This is a genomic window from Oceanispirochaeta sp. M1 (assembly GCF_003346715.1).
Classification (GTDB): Bacteria; Spirochaetota; Spirochaetia; order DSM-2461; family DSM-2461; genus Oceanispirochaeta.
In genome coordinates this window covers 1-18,632 of sequence record NZ_QQPQ01000061.1, presented here as the reverse complement: position 1 = coordinate 18,632, position 18,632 = coordinate 1, and the positions used below count along the sequence as shown (strand labels likewise).

Annotated in this window: 15 protein-coding genes; 10 read left to right on the top strand and 5 right to left on the bottom strand. The window is 44.6% G+C overall.

Annotation, left to right across the window (positions count from 1 at the left end):
• Window positions 1-139: 139 nt before the first annotated feature.
• The 3 genes from DV872_RS23960 (at window position 140) to DV872_RS23950 (ending at window position 2,368) form a co-directional block, all read left to right on the top strand.
• Entirely contained in the window at window positions 140-658 is a 519-nt protein-coding gene (locus DV872_RS23960; RefSeq protein ID WP_114632504.1) for a hypothetical protein, read from the top strand.
• A 161-nt stretch (window positions 659-819) separates the two neighbouring features.
• A complete protein-coding gene (locus DV872_RS23955) occupies window positions 820-1,650 on the top strand; it encodes a hypothetical protein (RefSeq protein ID WP_147283259.1) in 831 nt (276 codons plus the stop codon).
• 1 nt (window position 1,651) lies between these two features.
• On the top strand, window positions 1,652-2,368 hold the full coding sequence (locus DV872_RS23950) for a lysophospholipid acyltransferase family protein (RefSeq protein WP_158547157.1): 717 nt from the start codon (window positions 1,652-1,654) through the stop codon (window positions 2,366-2,368).
• 8 nt (window positions 2,369-2,376) lie between these two features.
• Here DV872_RS23950 and DV872_RS23945 read toward each other — a convergent pair whose 3' ends face one another.
• The 3 genes from DV872_RS23945 to DV872_RS23935 all read right to left on the bottom strand — a co-directional run bounded on the left by DV872_RS23945 (window position 2,377) and on the right by DV872_RS23935 (window position 8,028).
• On the bottom strand, window positions 2,377-5,553 hold the full coding sequence (locus tag DV872_RS23945) for an EAL domain-containing protein (RefSeq protein WP_114632501.1): 3,177 nt from the start codon (window positions 5,551-5,553) through the stop codon (window positions 2,377-2,379).
• A 112-nt stretch (window positions 5,554-5,665) separates the two neighbouring features.
• A complete protein-coding gene (gene feoB, locus DV872_RS23940) occupies window positions 5,666-7,786 on the bottom strand; it encodes a ferrous iron transport protein B (RefSeq protein ID WP_114632500.1) in 2,121 nt (706 codons plus the stop codon).
• Window positions 7,786-8,028 (bottom strand): FeoA family protein, encoded by a 243-nt coding sequence (locus DV872_RS23935; RefSeq protein ID WP_114632499.1) that lies wholly within the window; start codon window positions 8,026-8,028, stop codon window positions 7,786-7,788. The genes feoB and DV872_RS23935 overlap by 1 nt, the downstream gene beginning before the upstream one ends.
• A 174-nt stretch (window positions 8,029-8,202) precedes the next feature.
• Here DV872_RS23935 and DV872_RS23930 point away from each other — a divergent pair, with 174 nt between their 5' ends.
• Window positions 8,203-8,901, top strand: a complete 699-nt coding sequence (locus DV872_RS23930) for a metal-dependent transcriptional regulator (RefSeq protein ID WP_114632498.1) — start codon at window positions 8,203-8,205, stop codon at window positions 8,899-8,901.
• A 31-nt stretch (window positions 8,902-8,932) separates the two neighbouring features.
• Entirely contained in the window at window positions 8,933-9,505 is a 573-nt protein-coding gene (locus tag DV872_RS23925) for a flavin reductase family protein (protein WP_230391673.1), read from the top strand.
• Between the two features lie 12 nt (window positions 9,506-9,517).
• Here DV872_RS23925 and DV872_RS23920 read toward each other — a convergent pair whose 3' ends face one another.
• Together DV872_RS23920 and DV872_RS23915 are read right to left on the bottom strand one after the other, a co-directional pair.
• Complete coding sequence (locus DV872_RS23920) at window positions 9,518-10,714, bottom strand: CsgG/HfaB family protein (protein WP_114632497.1); 1,197 nt, start codon at window positions 10,712-10,714, stop codon at window positions 9,518-9,520.
• Window positions 10,711-11,526: an LPP20 family lipoprotein gene (locus tag DV872_RS23915; RefSeq protein WP_114632496.1), complete on the bottom strand. Its 816-nt coding sequence runs from the start codon at window positions 11,524-11,526 to the stop codon at window positions 10,711-10,713. The genes DV872_RS23920 and DV872_RS23915 overlap by 4 nt, the downstream gene beginning before the upstream one ends.
• Before the next feature lie 239 nt (window positions 11,527-11,765).
• Between DV872_RS23915 and lon the strand changes: the two genes are divergently transcribed.
• The 5 genes from lon to DV872_RS23890 all read left to right on the top strand — a co-directional run bounded on the left by lon (window position 11,766) and on the right by DV872_RS23890 (window position 18,478).
• Window positions 11,766-14,144, top strand: a complete 2,379-nt coding sequence (gene lon, locus DV872_RS23910; RefSeq protein ID WP_114632495.1) for an endopeptidase La — start codon at window positions 11,766-11,768, stop codon at window positions 14,142-14,144.
• Window positions 14,145-14,318: 174 nt separating this feature from the next.
• On the top strand, window positions 14,319-14,891 hold the full coding sequence (locus DV872_RS23905; protein ID WP_233516449.1) for a helix-turn-helix domain-containing protein: 573 nt from the start codon (window positions 14,319-14,321) through the stop codon (window positions 14,889-14,891).
• Between the two features lie 76 nt (window positions 14,892-14,967).
• Entirely contained in the window at window positions 14,968-16,254 is a 1,287-nt protein-coding gene (locus DV872_RS23900) for a 3-isopropylmalate dehydratase large subunit (RefSeq protein WP_114632494.1), read from the top strand.
• Between the two features lie 4 nt (window positions 16,255-16,258).
• Window positions 16,259-16,795: a 3-isopropylmalate dehydratase small subunit 2 gene (locus DV872_RS23895; RefSeq protein WP_114632493.1), complete on the top strand. Its 537-nt coding sequence runs from the start codon at window positions 16,259-16,261 to the stop codon at window positions 16,793-16,795.
• A 285-nt stretch (window positions 16,796-17,080) separates the two neighbouring features.
• On the top strand, window positions 17,081-18,478 hold the full coding sequence (locus DV872_RS23890) for a uracil-xanthine permease family protein (protein ID WP_114632492.1): 1,398 nt from the start codon (window positions 17,081-17,083) through the stop codon (window positions 18,476-18,478).
• The last annotated feature ends 154 nt before the right edge of the window (window positions 18,479-18,632 follow it).

Genomic DNA, 18,632 nt, shown 5'->3' with positions numbered 1-18,632 from the left:
ATCCGGACCGGATAAAGATAACTTTACTTTTACTCTACGCTTATCACTCATAAATCTGATGATACCCAATTCATGAAGTTTATAAAAGATCTTGAATAAATTTAGAATTAGTCGGTCATGACACTAGGAGTAATTTAAAGTGAAAAAAATTAAATATCTGATGATACTATCCTGTCTTATAGCGGGCCTTTCTTCCTGTGATATCCCCATCGCAGATTCACACGATACCCCCTATGCAAAGAAATGGTTCAAGACAAGTGAAACTGAGCCGGATGTAAGCTGGGCTGTTGTAAAACTGGATATGTCTGATCAATCCTTTGAATTTTCAAAATCGATCTTGCATAGTGGTGGAAATACTGATGATTATATCGGTCATTCTAAAGGCAGTATCACTATAGTCGATGATACCGCCCTCAAGATGACTGTTCAAGAAAAATATTATAATGGCAAATGGTATAACAGGGAAGCTTACATTGAATTACAGATGGCTCTGGGGCAGAATGGAACAGATGCAGCAGCACTTGCTGATAACATTTATATCAGCACAACTACCACCTACCTCATTGCTGGGGATCCAGCCACCTTAACCATCACAGGGTGGCCGATCGATTCCGATTTCAACGGCATATATTACAGTAGTGTTATAGCCTCCCTTTAATAAACACCCTCTACCGCCCCCTTTTCCTATTCGAGGAAGGGGGGCAGGCTGCAAAGCCATTTAAGAGGGACAGTCAGACTACCTGACAGTTCTCCTGTTTTTTTCAGTGAATCCGCCCCTGTAAACTGGTACATAATTGGAGATCTGCTATAATGGGCCTCGTGAAAAAAATGAAATTACCATTGGCAGGACTTATAGTTCTGCTCTGCACTGTACTCCCCCTCTCAGCTTCATCCCGGAATGCATCGGATATTATAAATGATCTAATGGAAGATGTATTTCAGCAGAAGCTGAGTGATGGTGAGATTAAAGCCAGGTATGAGGGATACTCTGAAGAGCTTGAAAGCCTTAGCGCATCCCTCAGTAAATCTGAATACTTCTATCATAAATCTCTCCTTGAATACTGGATGGGCAGAGCCTACCAGTCCTTTAATGATACAGAGACTGTAATCAATCATCATCAGGACGTACTGGACGGACATTATCTAAAACTGAAACGCCATTATTCGGCCATTGAACAGACTGTTCATCACTACGATTTATCATTGCAGGCCATAGAAGCCTATCTGGAAATAGAGAAAGACAGTGAGGGACTCCGTCAATACTCGGAAGTACAGGGACAGATGATTCTGCTCCGCCCCCCGGGATATGCCCTCAAAAACGGATTGAGCGTCAAACGAACCTTGAAAAAATCACTGAAACTTAATCCCGATAATATAAAATCAAAAATCATGGAAGGTGCAAGTGATATCTATACCCCTGCCGTCTACGGAGGCAATATAGATAAGGGGATTGAGAAACTCGAAGAACTTATCCTCCTCCCGGGCTGCGACAGAGAGGATATTTTCAATATCTATACAGGGATTGCCTACGGACTGATTGTTTCAGACCGGAATAGCGAAGCAGGCCCCTGGCTGAGTAAGGCGAAAGACATATATCCTCATAATATCTACCTCAATGGCTTGATCAGGCTTGCAGAAGAGGAACAGTGAATTGAAAGATAAAAACAGGCTTTTTGAACTGAACGACAGTATTTCCCACAGATTACTTGTACGATTTGTTCAAACCATAATATGGATTTTAGCCTGGCCCCTCTTCTTCCTGGCTTACGATATCCGGATAAAAGGGATGTCCTACCTTAAAAAAGAGAAGAAAGGGATCATAGTGGGAAACCACTGCCAGTTTATCGATGCCTACTATGTGGGAATGGCAAACTGGCCCCGCCTTACCTGGTTTACCGTAGAGAGTAATAATATTCTCAGATCAGATGTTGGATGGCTCAACTGGATTACAGGGGCATTCGGTATCAGGGATAACTATCCTATGTCCATAGCTTCGTCCATACCAAAGGCCATGAAGATTAACAGCTTTGTTACAGTATTTCCGGAAGGAAGACTGAGACACAGAAGTCAGGATCTTCTACCCTTCCACAGAGGTGCCTTCTATCTTGCCATTCAGAATGATGTGCCCATCATCCCCTTTGCCCAGATACTTAAAAAAAGATTTCTTCATAGATGGTTTAAACATCTATTCCCCAGAGTGAGGATTCAGTATATGCCTCCCCTCTATCCATCGGATTTCGGGGATGATCAGATGCCTTTGAAAAAAAGAGCAGAATTGATGAGCATCCATGCAAGAAAGATAATTCAGAACTGTATCGATGAAAACGGAGGAAGCAGAGAGCTGACTACTGAGCCGCTGTTTCAGTAGACTGGCCTCTATTCCTTAAGTATTCCTGCTTTATTGTTTTTCAGATAATAGAGAAAGTCATCCTTGAAGAGGGGCTTTGAAAAATAATAACCCTGAATGCTGTCACATCCCGCCTCTCTTAAAAAGTCCAGCTGTTTCTGACTTTCAACACCCTCAGCCACAATATACATTCCCAGATTCTGACCCATTCTGATAATATCCTTCACAAGGGCGGAGCCCTTACTGTCTTCGGGCAGTTCGTCAATAAAGCTCTTATCGATCTTAAGACACTGAGTTTTAAATCTTTTCAGGTAGGATAGTGAAGAATACCCTGTTCCGAAGTCATCGATTGAGATATTAACATTGAGTTCATAAAGACTATCCAGAATTGCCATGGCTGAAACGGAATCTTCCATGGCCATGTTTTCTGTAATCTCAAAATTGATAGATTCATATGGCTGTCCGGAAGCATCAATAATAGTGGTTATCCTGTTAAGGAGTTCCTTATCCCGGAACTGTCGGCCCGAGAGGTTTACAGCCACTTCAAAATCATGACCTCCCGCCTTCCGCATTTCAGGCAGATCTTCAAGAACTTTCCCCAGAATCCAGTCTCCCAGTTCGAGAATAAAACCATTTTCCTCAGCAAGAGGAATAAAGTCTACCGGAGAGATCATCCCCGATTCAGCGCTCTCCCAGCGTATAAGGGCTTCAGCACCGGTGACAATGCCGGTTTTTGTATCAACTTTAGGCTGATATGCCACCTTGAATTCGTCTATTTCCAGGGCATTGTGCATCTTGCCGTCCAGTTCCATCTTAAGCTGAATCTTTTTATTCATCTCTTTTTCATAATGGGTGTAAGTACCTTTACCCATTTTTTTTGACTGGTACATGGCCATATCTGCGTTCTGCATCAAAAGGAGTGGATCTTTCCCGTCTTCAGGATAATAGGATATCCCCATACTGGCGGTGGAATGAACTTCCAGGCCATTTATCTGCAGAGGGGTACGCAGGGCATGCTGAAGACGTTTTGCGACTTCCACTGCGGCCTCTCTGGTCTCAACACCCGGCATAAGGATAAGAAATTCATCACCTCCGAGGCGGGCGATTGTATCTTCATCTCTGCAGCTGCTGCTAAGAAGATCACTGATATTCCGCAGAAAAACATCGCCCACATTATGTCCCATGCTGTCATTAATATTTTTAAAATTATCGAGGTCCAGAAACATAACAGCCAGGTAGCTTCTGTTTCTGTCTGCATAGGCAATGGCCTGTGTAAGCCGGTCAAGAAAAAGCACCCTGTTGGGCAGGCCCGTAAGGGCATCATAGTAGGCTTGATGTTTCAGTTTATCTTCACTGGCCTTGATCTCGGAAACATCTTTAACCAACCCCACATAATGTGTCAGATGTCCCGATTTATCCATAATGCTGTTTATGGCAAGCCATTGGGGAAAGGTCTCCCCGTTCTTCCTTTTATTCCAGATTTCACCGGACCATTTCCCTTCTCTCCTGAGCACATCCCACATCTCTTTGTAGTAATCGTCATCATGGATTCCAGACTTCAGAACCCGTAGAGTCTGTCCCAGAAGTTCATCTTCCCTATATCCTGTCAGGTCCTCATAGGCCTCATTGACACGTTCAATTATTGCATCGGGAGTGGTGATGACTATACCGTCCAGGGAATTACCGAACACACTTTCAGAAAGAGATAACTGAGCCTGAGCCCTTTTTCTTACCGAAATATCACTGATAAACAGATAATAGGCCTCCTGAGAAGGGAAATATGAAGTAAGAACCTCATATACTCCCACCCCTCTGGAATATTCAAAAGCTCCAAACTCCGAATCAATTTTGTTGATTTTATCCCTGAGATCATCAGGCAGATAGGATGAGATATCCAGACCCCAGACAGCAAAATGATTAACGGCTACAGGATTGGCATATAGAACACGTCCTTCCTTATTCACCCTGATAACTGGATTGGGATTTTCCTCGGGAAAAAGAGCCAGGATACTGTTTTTTTTCTCCACCTGCCGCCGAATTTTTTTCTCATTTTCCAGATCATCCAGAAAAGTATTGAACTGTCCCGCAAGATGGCCTATCTCATCATTTCCTTTGTAAGTAAAGCGTTCAGAATAGTCAGTTCCTCTGCTGTTCTCAATAAATGTAATAAGAGAGAAGAGGGGTGCTGTAAGGATTATGGATATCTTACGGCTGATAAGCAGGAATATTACAGTTGAAAGAGCAATGGCAACAAGAAGAATTATATATATATCAGTTGTGATTGAATCATAATCCTCTACATAAACTGAAGATACAATTATCCAGTCAAATTCGGGTATATACTTAAAAAAAGCAATTTTCCCAGAGGGCTCACCAGTCCCCGGATCATACCAGGTATATCGGAGGTTCCCTCTCTTTTTCTCTATCATCTGGGAGAAAAAATCAAGGCTGAGATTATCCGGGTTTTCCATGGTGTAAAAATTTTCTCCCGAACTATCAGGATGAATAATAATATCACCATTGGGAGTGAAGATAAAAGGATAACCCTTCTTACCCTCCTGTATGGATGTAATACTGTTCCGAAGATCATCTATCTGAATGAGAGACTGCAGATCATCCTTGTAGGCCGATGCCGTGAGAATCCATTCCCATGGTTTAAAATACTCCATATAGAGGACTTTTTCCCGAGGCTCTTCATCACCCGGATTTTTCCATTCATACTCAAGATATCCGCTCTTCTCCTCTATCTGCTTCTGAACAAAATCATATTCTCTGACACTGACTCCCACCAGATCTTCATAGGGATGAATCAGGATCTCCCCCTGAGGATCAATGACATAGAAATACCCCTCATTACCAATCTCTATGTTCAGAAGACGTGATGAGGCAATATCCATTGCCTGCTCTAAAGAGAGCAATGAGTTATAAGACTCCTCGGATGCCAACTTATTTAAAATATCCAGGGAGGCAACAGCACTTTTAACCTGGGTTCTCAGATGGTTTCTGATTGAAAAATCAGCATAACTGCGGATAATTTCAATTATTGTATCAGTGGCATTATCCAATTCTGTAAGGGCAATCTCCTGAACACGCTGTCCGACTGTTCTACTGACAGAAAAAAAAGTAACTGTAGCAAGAAACAGAAAAAGCAGAGAGTAAATCAGAAAAAGTTTAAGGCTGATAGACAAAGATTTTAAATATTTCATTAATCCTCTACTGACTAAGTTTAAAAGAAAGAAAGCCTCAAATCAACAAAGCAAAAAATCCGCCCTACAGGGAGGCGGAATCAGTTGATCAGAGATTGAGATTTGATGATTCTCAGATCCTGTTCGACAGAACTTTAATATCATGACTCCTCTTCCCCAGAAGAACAAGAGCCAGGTACATGAGCCCCAGGATAGCTGTTGCCATCAAGGCAAAGACAAGGTTATGCCCTTCAACAATCTGATAAAACAGAGTGGAGATGGACCAGGCGAGTAATGTCGTATATGTCACCAGAATAAGGGTATAAAACCCTCCCATTTCCTGACGAGCCGCGCCTACTACTGCGAGACATGGAAAATACATCAGCACAAAGAGGAGATAGGCAAATGCCGACATGGGTGTGAAGTTTCTGGAAATATGACGGAAAACCGCAGTATCTGACTCAATTTCTTCGGCAATAACAGCTTTATCTTCAACAACAAGACCCAGCCCCAGGATATCAAGAGAGCTGAAGACTCCAATAAAGCCTTCACCCATAGAAGCAAAGGCTTCAACCACTACAGCTCCCATATCAAGATTTTCTTCTTTAATCTTCCTATCCTCACCGGACTCCGCCATATCCATGGAAGAATAGAGAGCATTAACGGTCCCCACAATTGCCTCCTTGGCAAAAAGACCGGTAAACAGGGCTACAGAAGCAGGCCAGTTCTCTCTTGTGACACCCATAGGTTCAAAAATAGGAGACAGTGCTTTCCCGCTGTAGGCCAACACTGATTCCTGAGAATTTTCATTTCCAAAGCTCAGTTTTCCATCAGAAAATCCCATAGAACTGAGAACACCGAGAATACAGACAGCAATAATAACCACAACTCCTGCTTTTCTGACAAAGAGCTGAAGCCTGATCCATGCCGACTTAAGGATATTGGAGACCTTGGGGGTATGGTAGAGGGGCAGATCCATTATGAAATAGGAGGGTGTCCCTTTGAAGAGGCTGTTCTTCAGCAAAAAACCCGTAAATACGGCCATAAGGAGTCCCGACAGATATATAAGGAATACGACCAGACCCGATGACTTTCCATAGAGAGCGGCACAAAACAGGGCGTATACCGGGAGTCTGGCACCACAGGACATAAAGGGCGCCATAAAGATTGTCATATAACGGTCTCTTTTTGACCCAAGTGTTCTGGCTGCCATTACTGCAGGAACAGTACAGCCGAACCCCACAACCATGGGGATAAAGGCAGAACCGGGAAGACCGATACTTCTCATGACTCTGTCTGCAACAACACCGATTCTCGCCATATATCCGATATCTTCCAGGACGGCGATAGTAAGAAACATAAAAAAGACAACAGGAATAAAAGTGGCTACAGTCTGAACACCGGCTCCCACACCTCCTGCCAGAAAGACAATCAGCCAGTCAGGTGCATGGATCAATCCAAGCAGATGAGATGGTATATCCACAAATATAAGTCCTGCAAGAATATCGAAAAAATCAATAAAGATAGAACCTACACCGATGGCAAGCCAAAACGTAATAAGCATGGAGAGAAAGAAGATAGGGACAGAGGCGTATTTATTCATTACAACCTTATCAATTCTGTCTGTAAGACTCTCCTTTTCCTTTGTTGAGTAGGTAATGACCTTATCGCAGATATCATCGATTCTGGTATAGGCATCATTGGCTGAAAGATCCAGAAAAGAGGAAGCTTTCTGTTTATTATGAAGAAACTCAGGATCTTTGCGAATCTGCTTTTCCAATACTGATATGGCATTCTTAACAGATTGCTTATCAACTGAGATGACAGTTATAACCGGCACACCAAGCTCTTCAGCCAAAGCAGCTTTATCAATTCGCATTCCCTCCTGTTCCGCCATATCCATCATATTGAGAAAAACAACGACATGGGGGGTTCTGGCTAGAAGATCTTTAGTGAGAAACAGGTTTCTCGAAAGGTTTGAGGCATCAACAACGTTTATGATAAGGTCATGCTCCTGCTCCCGTATAACCCGCTCGGCGATTTTCTGATCTTCCGTATCGGGGCTGAGATTATTGGTCCCGGGCAGATCAATCAATGTGATCTTCTTACCCATAAAGGTCATTGATCCTTCAACCCGCTCTACAGTTACACCCGGCCAGTTTCCAACCTTCTGTCTGGAGCCGGTGAGTTCATTAAACAGGGTGGTCTTTCCGCAGTTGGGTATACCGGCGATAGCAATATTGTTTAAATCCATTATTCAGAATCCCTGACTAAGATTTCTCCGGCTTCTTTTTTCCGCAGAGCCACACGGCTGTGACGAACACTGAAAACCATTGGATCACTGATATCTGCACTTGTGCGCTCAACGACAGTTCCTTCAACAAAGCCCATTTTTAAGAGCTTTTCAGAGTATTCTGATCTCTGATTTTCAAATCCGCATATAATAAATTGACTCCCTTTTGGAATCTCTGATAATTTTGTTATACTGGTGGTCAAAGGGTTTCTCCTGACTTGCCTGGAAGCTAAATCTTCTTAAATTATGCATGACTAACTTTAATATGCTGAGTTTATCCAGAAATGGGAACACATGTCAAGGAGTTAACCTTAATTAACCAGGGTCGGATTTAATCTGATTCTTATGAAATCGAACCTATATAATGGGGTGCATATATGCCATATACAATTACTGACCATGAAATACTTGATTTACAGAAACAATTCCCCTCGGCTCTGAACTACCTGACAAGTATTACCATAATACAAAGGGAGTCCGGAAAAGTGGGAAACACACGTCTGGCATCTCACATGGGCGTTTCAAAACCGGCGGCAAACCAGGCTATGGGCCGTCTGAAAAAACTGGGTCTCACAGAACAGAATCCCTATGGGGAGATAACTCTGACCAAAGAGGGCAAACGCTTTGCCTTTGCAGTTCTACGTCGGCATTACCTTGTGGAGCACCTGCTTATTTCCAAACTGGGCTATCCCTGGGAAAAATCAGACGATGAAGCCCAGAGACTTCAGGCATCACTGTCAGAGGAGTTCACCGAATATCTCTGTGAATTCTTTGACCATCCTGAAACATGTCCCCACGGGAACCCATTTCCCGGGGCTTCAGTGGAGACGGAACTGCTGGAAGCAGAGCGTCTTATAAAAGCACCCCTTAATGAAGAAATCATTATGATAAGGATCACTGAAGTGGGAGAAACAGTCGAAGGACTTTTACCTTTCTGCTACGGCAGTAACCTTCTTCCCGGCAGGCATATGACAGTCAAAGAGAAATCCAATGGTGAATTGACAGTTTTGATGGACGGCAAAGAGTCAGTAATACCTGTCAATTATGCCGAATACCTCTGTTTCAAAAAAGCATGATATGGGTAGGATAAACTGGAAGGCGGGAAATATGATATTTCCCATACCTGCGGTTCTAGTGAGCTGCGGTGGAAAAGAAGAAGATTACAACCTGATCACCGTCTCGTGGACAGGAACGGTCTGTACCAATCCTCCCCTCTGTTACATATCACTCAGAAAAGAACGGCTCTCCCATGAGATAATCTCCCGGGAAAAAGAATTCGTTATCAACCTCAGCACCGAGAAGATGGCTGCAGCCACAGACTGGTGCGGTGTTAAATCGGGTAGAGAATTTGATAAATTTAAAGAGTGCGGACTGACCCCTGAAAAGGCAGCCGTCGTGAATGCTCCCCTGATTGCAGAATCTCCTGTGGCTATTGAATGTCGGGTCATTGAGATAAAAGAGCTTGGCAGTCATGATATGTTTCTGGCGGAAGTACTCTCGGTCAGTGTTGATGAGAGTTACCTTGATGCAGAAAGCGGAGCTTTTGACATGCAGAGAGCCGGGCTGATTGCCAGTGCCCACGGGAAATACTGTGGCCTTAAACCGCCCCTGGGACACTTCGGTTACTCAATTAAAAAGAAAAAAAAGAAAAAGAAAAAACCCCTCAGAAAAAGCAGATAAGTCCTGCTGCTTCTAATTCTCTATTTCATCTTTCTCTTCAAGAGCAGATTCATAAAAGTCTTCAATGGCCCACATCATTCTGTAGTCGGGCCAGGCGAACATCAGGGTCTCACAGAGAGTAATCATGGTATCCCAGTCCTCCATATAAAGACGGGCCAGAAGTTCCTGATAGATAAGCTCCGGGAGAAAAGGGTCATCCGGCATCTCCAGCTGTGCATTTCTTGAAATGGCAATAATACGTTCCAGCATACGGGAGGCCTCATCTTCATCCTCAAAATAATCGCGGGCATAATCGGCAATCTCCAGCATCGAATTCTGGGCATGCCATAGAACCTCAGCCCTTGTATTGCCCCATGTTAGCTCCGGGTTCTCTCTGGCAGTGACAGTTACTTCATTGATATCTCCCCCCGCAAGGACAACAGCGGTCAGCTGATCTGCCCAGCTTAGAAATGGTTCTTCGTCTGCCCGTTCCAGCAGAGTATGAAGCCTGCGGTAGAGCACATTCATCTCCCTCTGATAACGGGCCTTCCTGAAATCCTTTAAGAAGCGGTAGCTGTCCTCAAGACTGTCACGGGGAGCCTGGAATGCAGGGTCAAAGGCCAGGGCTGCCTTAAAATCGGCGGAAGCCTGGTCATAAGCCTCTTCGTCCAGTGAAATAAGACCTTTATAATAGAGGCGCAAAGCATCTCTGGAAGAGGAGATACCCTTGTCTTCAGTTTCAATGCCGTAATACTCTCCCAGAGCCAGGGCAAGAGAAGTTTCCAGATCAAAATACTCAGACAGTGATGTCTCTCTGGATACTGCAAAGAGAATCTCACCCTTTTCGGTATCTGTTATCTTCACATCAGCCCTCAGACGTCCGTCCAGGACAATAAAACTACCCCTTACAAGATCATTGGCATTCAGTATTTTCCCCAGTTCAAGGGCAGTAGCCTCATCAGTAATACCGGCAAGTCCCAGTTTCTGTTCCTTCAGAACAGCCTCCAGATCTTCCCGCTCAACCAAAGTAAGACCTGATGAGGAGAGACGGACATTCAGACTGTCCGCAAATGCACGGGACATCCACTGATCATTTTCATTGCCTGTAATATTGGTAAAGTGTAGGACTGTGACAATCCTTGGTACAGCTTCGGCAGCTGCCTCCTGAGGCATGCCGTTTATCAAAGGCCACAGAAGAAACAGGACTGGGAAAAGTAATCTATTCTTCATTCCGGTAAAATCCGGCTGATATCATCTTTAAAACTGTCGTCATTCCTGAACTCATCAAGTACCTTGACCGCTGCACGTTCCCGGGCCTGCTCATAATTAAGGCCGCCTTCTTTAACAGGACCGTACTCTCTGCTCAAGAGAACAAGACCGTATTGCCTGAAACTGACGACTCCATTCAGTCTGGAAAAATGTATCCCCCCGGACTCCTCGATAACAGGATAGTCAGAAACAACCCAGTCCAGAGCAAGCTCATAGGGAGTATTTTTTCCTCCGGGGAGGAGCTGTAGAGGTAGATTCATATTTGTCAGAATAGCCAGGAAGGGAATATTGTATCCTGAGTTATCATCCAGTCCCGAGGGAGTAGGGATAGAAGCACGGCGATCCGCCTTTCTCTGATTTTCCCATTCAGCCTTATTCATTCGGAACAGAACCCAGTATCCTCTCTTCGGATGATACCAGTTATCTACGGTTTCAAGATGAATAAGACTCTGAGATACAGACTGATGTATACGGCTCTCAAGAGTTTCCGTACTGCTGCCGTCAGCAGCGACTTTGTTATTAAGTTCAAGTTCAGAGATAACATCGACCGAGATGGAAGCAGCCAGATTCGACTGAGCCCTGGAGATGGCAATCTCTCTATCTTCAGCTTCATCTCCTGTATCAGAACCGCCAATACCATAGTAAAACCCATCTTCAGAAGGGGGTGCCGACATCCATTCCGGCTCAGCTTCAAAGGATGGATCTGTAGAACTCATGCAGGATGAGAGTGTCAGGATTAGCAGAATGGTAAAAACTGCAGGGGATAAACGCATTATAGAACTCCCTTGTAATATCTATTTCATTCATATTTTTCTTTAAGATTGACTAATTATAGTTGCTAGCGCCTCTGTCCGCTACAGTGAAAATAAAATTCTACAGACAATCTCCATAGTTATCTGCAGACGAAAGGGGTAGAGTTAAGTATGGGATACACTAGTTTTTGGATAGTATTTAAAAAAACTTCTTTACCCTGAGATATTTCCTGAGTATTTTCTGTACTGAGAGGTATAAAATGAATGAATTAACAACAATACCCGAAGAGCTTCCCCTTGTACCCATGAAGGGTTCAATTCTATTTCCCGAAGGACTGAGCTCTGTACGAATCAGCGGCCTCGCAGAAGATGAAGCCTATTTTGGAGACAATAATCCCAGCAGCATGGCTGCAGCAGTATCACTTAAGAAGAACTTCAATCTGGCAGAGCTGGAAAAAGATGACTTTTATACAGTAGGCACCCTGGCATTTATTCAGAGTGCAGAACATAAAAACGATGAACTGAAAATCAGCATGAGAGGTGTTCAGAGAATAAAGATCACACATGTGGAAAAACGGTCTAAAATCCATTTTGCAAAGATTGAATCCCTTCCAGATATAGATGATATGGACCAGAACGGCCGGATGAGTATGGTAGAAAGTATGAAAGATCTGGCCAGGGAGATTGCCGGATTCTTTGAAGGAACCGGAGATGCGGTCAAGCAGCTTGAATCGATGAATCATCCCGGCCCCCTTATGTATAATATCATCCCCTACCTGAATATCAGCCGTTCTGATAAACAGGAACTTTTGGAAATATCTTCCTTGAAAGTACGTGGACTCAAGGTTATTGATGCCATGATCAGTCAGAAGGAATCACTGAAACTTCAGGCGGAAATTGCCGGTAAGATGACCGAAAAAGCCAGCAGAAGTTATAGAGAAAATGTTCTCCGGGAGCAGCTCAAAGTAATACAGAAAGAGCTCTCTGAATCTGATACAGAAGAAGATGAGGGATTCAAGGCAAAGATTGATAAATCCTCAATGCCCGATGAAGTCAGAAAGGTAGCACTTAAAGAACTGCAGAAACTGGAGGAACAGCCTCCCAACAGCCCGGAAACCAGAATTATCCAGAATTACCTGGATCTTCTGGTAGACCTGCCCTGGGCAAGCGGAGAGACCTCTGAAATTGACCTTGAAAAGGCAAAGACCATTCTGGACAGTCAGCACTACGGTCTTGAAAAAGTTAAAAAAAGAATAATCCAGCACCTGGCTGTGATGAAACTCAAAAATGAAAAAAAGGGCTCCATCATTCTCCTGGTAGGACCTCCGGGAACAGGAAAAACAAGCCTTGGAAAGAGTATTGCCGAAGCCCTGGACAGAAAATATGTCCGTGCAAGTCTTGGCGGTATGCGTGATGAAGCGGAAATCCGTGGCCACAGAAGAACATATGTCGGAGCCCTTCCCGGCCGAATCATCCAGGGAATGAAGAAGGCGGGAACAAGAAACCCCGTATTTGTCCTTGATGAGGTGGATAAACTGATGCAGTCTTACAGCGGTGATCCTGCTGCGGCCCTGCTGGAAGTACTGGACCCCGAACAGAACAACAGCTTCTCGGATCATTATCTGGAAGTTCCCTACGATCTGTCTGAAGTCTTTTTCGTAGCCACAGCCAACAGCCTGGATTCAGTACCGGCTCCCCTTCTGGACAGAATGGAAGTGATAACACTTTCAGGGTATACAAACCCGGAGAAATTCCATATTGCGGAAAACCATCTTATTCCTTCAGTGATGGAGGACCATGGACTGAGTTCCGATCAGATGCTCCTTGAAAATGATGCACTCGTTGAGGTCATCGAAAATTATACCAGAGAAGCCGGTGTCCGCGGTCTTAAGAAAAAAATTGCCCAGATTGCCAGAGGAGTCTCTGAAAAGGTAGTTTCTGATAATCCGGAACTCCCCATAATAGTAAAGAAAGAAGAGATCGAAGAATATCTGGATCATCAGAAGGTCAGGCATGAACAGATCGGAAAACTGAACCCTCCCGGTGTGGTTACCGGTATGGCATGGACTGCCATGGGAGGAGAGATTCTCTTTGTAGAATCCACAAACATGCCCGGTACAGGCGGTTTAACCATAACGGGACAGCTGGGAGATGTGATGAAAGAATCAGCAAAGATATCCCTCAGTCTGATACGTTCGCGTCTGTCCATGTATACAGGTCATTTTGCATTTAAAGAGCAGGATATACATATCCATGTTCCCTCGGGAGCAGTACCAAAGGACGGTCCGTCAGCCGGAGTGACTCTGCTCACGTCCCTGGCATCCCTTATAACCGGGACTCCGGTCAATCCTGAACTGGCCATGACGGGAGAGGTAACTCTCAGAGGTGCGGTCACACCGGTCGGGGGAGTGAAGGAGAAGGTTCTTGCCGCCCACAGAGCGGGAGTAAGACGGATAATTCTCCCTGCGGACAATGAAAAGGATCTGAGGGAACTCCCTGAATACATCAGAGCAGATCTGACAGTCATCCCTGTAGAAACCATTCAGGAAGTTCTGAAAGAAGCCTTGAACATTGATGTTCCGGATATACCGATGCCCGAAGCACCCAGTTTCAACTCAAGCAGCAGCACAAACAGCTGATCCGCAGAATATAAAATTTATTTAACGACCCGATGCTGTAATGGCATCGGGTTTTTTACATTATTGAGTTTAAGTAAGACTGAAACAGGTTGACAAATAATGAAATTAATTTAATTATACTTCCATGGTTTCAGTTTAACTGAAATCATAAAAGGTAGACTTCAGGAGGATCTGGTGGCAAGACCGGAATATCGTTTCGGAGAAAAAATCAAAATAGTCAGAGAGAGCCAGGGCATCACACTCAAGCAGCTTGCTCAACAGATGGATGTCAGTGCCAGCCTTATCTCACAGATAGAAAACAATAAGGTATCCCCCTCCATCGATACCCTTCTGAACCTGGCAGATATTCTTGATATAGATCCTGAATATCTTTTCCGCGACTTCCGGAAAAAAAGAAAAGTCAGAATAGTCCGTGCCGAAGAGAGAAACCGGCTGAGTCAGGGATCTGTTCAGTATGAACTGCTCACTCCTCCCTCTATAGCGGATGAAGACTTTGCCCTTGAGACAATGGAGCTCACAATTGGACCCGGAGGAGAAAAAGGGAGCCAGGATTACGGACATCCGGGAAGAGAGATGGGAATCATTCTTTCAGGAATTTGTGAACTTCAGTATGGAACCGAAACGTACAAACTGAAGGAAGGAGACAGCCTCTCCTTCTCATCCGCCGTACCCCACACCCTGATCAATCAGGGTGAAGAGGAGTTGAGGGCAATCTGGATTATTACACCGCCCAGGCTTTTTACCTAGTTTTCGGCATTAATTATTAACCATCAGGATTGGAAAACAGTCCTGGATACACAGATAAATATTTAAGGAGCAAGAAATGGGAAAAACCATTGCAGAGAAGATTTTTGACGCTCACCGGGTAGACAATCCGGGAGAGGGAATCTTTGTACTCAACCTGGACAGAGTATTCTGTCATGAAATCACAACCCCCATCGCCATCAACGATCTGGTGAGCCGCGGCATGGACAGGGTCTTTGATCCGGATAAAATCAAAGCCGTCATCGACCATGTAACTCCTGCCAAAGATTCCAAGACAGCGGAACAGGGTAAGATTATGAGAGACTGGGCCAAACGTCAGGGAATCAAAGACTTCTTCGACATCGGTCAGAACGGAGTCTGCCATGCTCTCTTCCCCGAAAAGGGATTTGTCCGCCCGGGATTCACAGTCATAATGGGGGACTCTCACACCTGCACACACGGAGCTTTCGGAGCCTTTGCCGCCGGAGTGGGAACCACTGACCTCGAAGTGGGAATTCTCAAGGGGGTATGCAGTTTCAAGGCTCCCGAATCCATTAAAATCAACGTTACAGGCAGTCTGAAAGATGGTGTGTACGCCAAGGATGTAATCCTCTCCATTATCGCCAAACTCGGTGTAAACGGAGCAACCAACAAGGTAATAGAATTCTGCGGTCCTGTAATTGAAAGCTTCTCAATGGAAGAGAGAATGACCGTATGTAATATGGCCATCGAAGCAGGGGGTACCTGTGGAATATGCCCTCCCGACAAGACAACCGTGGAATACCTCTGGGACTTCATCAAAGATGATTTTTCCGATAAATCCGCCGCTCTTGCAGACTACAGCAAGTGGAATTCCGATGCCGATGCCTCTTATGCGGAGGTCATTGAGTTTGATATAAGCAGCCTGGAACCAGTGGCAACATTCGGCTATAAACCCGATCAGGTAAAAACCATAAGAGAGTTGGAAAAAACTCCAGTTGACCAGGTCTATATCGGCAGCTGCACCAATGGTAGAATTGGAGACCTCAGAGAGGCTGCAAAGGTTCTCAAGGGACAGAAAGTATCAGATTCCGTCAGAGCTGTTCTCTCCCCCGCCACTCCTGACATTTATCGGCAGGCTCTGAAAGAGGGGCTTATCGAGATCTTTATGGATGCGGGAGTCTGTCTGACCAACCCGACCTGTGGTGCCTGTCTTGGCATGAGCAACGGTGTTCTGGCAGATGGAGAAGTCTGTGCATCCACCACCAACAGAAACTTCAACGGAAGAATGGGTAAAGGCGGAACAGTTCACCTCATGAGCCCAGCCTCCGCAGCAGCAGCAGCCGTCAGCGGCTATATCACAAACTCAATACTGTACAAGGGGTAATATGATGTCAGCAGTTAAAGATTTTAAGGGGAAAGTGCTTTTCCTTGACCGGTCAGATATCAATACAGATGAAATTATTCCCGCAAAATATCTGACGGAAATAACAAAAGAGGCTCTGGGGCCCAATCTTCTGGAAGACCTCAGCATGGACAGTTTTGATCCTGCGACCGATATTGACGGCAAGAGGGTTATCATCACAAGAAGCAACTTCGGCTGCGGCTCTTCAAGAGAGCATGCTCCCTGGGCTCTGGAAGTGAATGGAATAAATCTGGTTATTGCGGAAAACTTCGCTCGTATTTTCAGACAGAATATGTACAACTGCGGCATGATGGCCGTGGAGATGAGCAAAGATGAAATAGATGCTCTTTTCAGTGAGTTTTCTTCAGAAGATACCAGCCTGACAACTGATATGGATAAGAATGAATTCACAATTAAAAGTACATCAGGTAAAAGTAAGACCCTCTCCTTCAATATTTCCGGTTTTGATAGAACACTGGTAGATCATGGTGGATGGGTCGGCTACGCCGATAAGAATTATTAAGAAGAAAAGCGGTCCGTTCCAGTACAGATCAGCATTAAAACCGCTCCCCCGGGGGCGGTTTTTGTTTATAGAACAAGACATCTCTACATTCGAAAGACTTACAAAGTTCGGCACACAAGCCCTTCCAGACATACAGATTCCGACATTATTGTGGGGGAAACCTATAAAAACATCATTAATTGACTGTTTGATCAATAATTTGATTTTTTTTCTTTGCCCATAGGATTTTCAAAGCTACAATAGAAAACATAATTATATCAAAACTATTTCTATAAGGAGGCATCCATGAGTGATGCAAGTAAAATTCAGAGCGAAATGATCTACACCCTGGAAGACAAACCACCTGCAGGTCAGGCTTTCCTGGCAGCCCTGCAGCATATGATGGCCATTTTCATCGGTATAGTGACCCCTGCAATAGTTATCAGCGGAGCCCTGGGACTCAGTACCGAGATGTCTTCCTATCTGATCAGCATGTCACTTTTTGTTTCCGGTATTGCTACATTTATTCAGATTAAAAAAATCGGTCCCATTGGTTCAGGACTTCTGAGTATCCAGGGAACCAGCTTCACATTCCTTTCCCTCTGTATCGGGATCGGATTTACTGTCAAAAACGGTGGCGGAACAGAAGCTCAGATGCTGGCAGCTATCTTCGGAACCTGCCTGATTGCCTCTCCCGTAGAGATGATCTTCAGCCGCTTCATCCCCATGCTTAAAAAAATCATCACTCCCCTTGTAAGCGGAATTGTTGTAACTCTGATAGGTATGTCTCTTATCAAAGTCGGTATCACTGACATCGGCGGCGGTGCATGGCTCCTGGCCAATAAACCAGATGTTTTTGCTAATTCTACAAACCTGATCCTCGCGGCTATCGTTCTTGTAACTATTATTGTATTCAACAGAAGCTCCAACAAATGGCTGCGCATGGGATCAATCGTTTTCGGTCTGATTGCAGGTTATGTAGTTGCATCCTTCATGGGTCTTGTTCAATTCGGCAAGATCACATCACTGAAACCCGTTGCACTCCCCATCCCTTTCAAATACGGATTCGGCATCAGCTGGGCACATGTTATCCCCATGGCACTCCTCTACCTGATTACAACTGTAGAATCCATTGGTGACCTGACGGCAACTTCAATGGTTTCAGGTGAACCCGTAGAAGGCGACGTGTATATGAAAAGAATCTCCGGCGGTGTATTCGGAGACGGTGTAAACTCTGCACTGGCAGCTGTTTTCAACTCATTCCCCAACACAACATTCAGTCAGAATAACGGTGTAATTCAGATGACCGGTGTAGCCAGCCGCTACGTAGGATTCTGGATATCAGGACTTCTGGTACTCTTCGGACTCTTCCCCATCGTGGGCGGTCTGTTCTCCATCATTCCCAACGCCGTACTGGGTGGAGCTACAATCATCATGTTCGGAACTGTTGCAGCTTCAGGAATCAGAATTATCTCATCCAGTATCATCGACAGAAGAGGAGTCATTATCATGGCTCTCTCCTTCGGTCTTGGACTGGGAGTCGTATTCGTTCCCCAGATTCTGAATCACTTCCCCCCATTCCTTCAATCAGTATTCAGTTCAGCCATCACTACCGGTGGTCTCATAGCCATTTTCCTGAACATTGTACTTCCCAGAAGCTACAAAGATCAGAAAGTGGATGAGCCCATGAAAGATATGGTCTGATCGGTCTTAGATTAAGAGATGATAAAAAGGGGCTGTTGCAAAAGTCTAATTAGACTAAAGCGACAGCCCTTTTCTTTTTCAAAACAATTATTCGAAAGTCTTTAAATGTAAAAAGGGGCCGCAAAGCGACCCCATCGTGCTACAATTTGTTTAA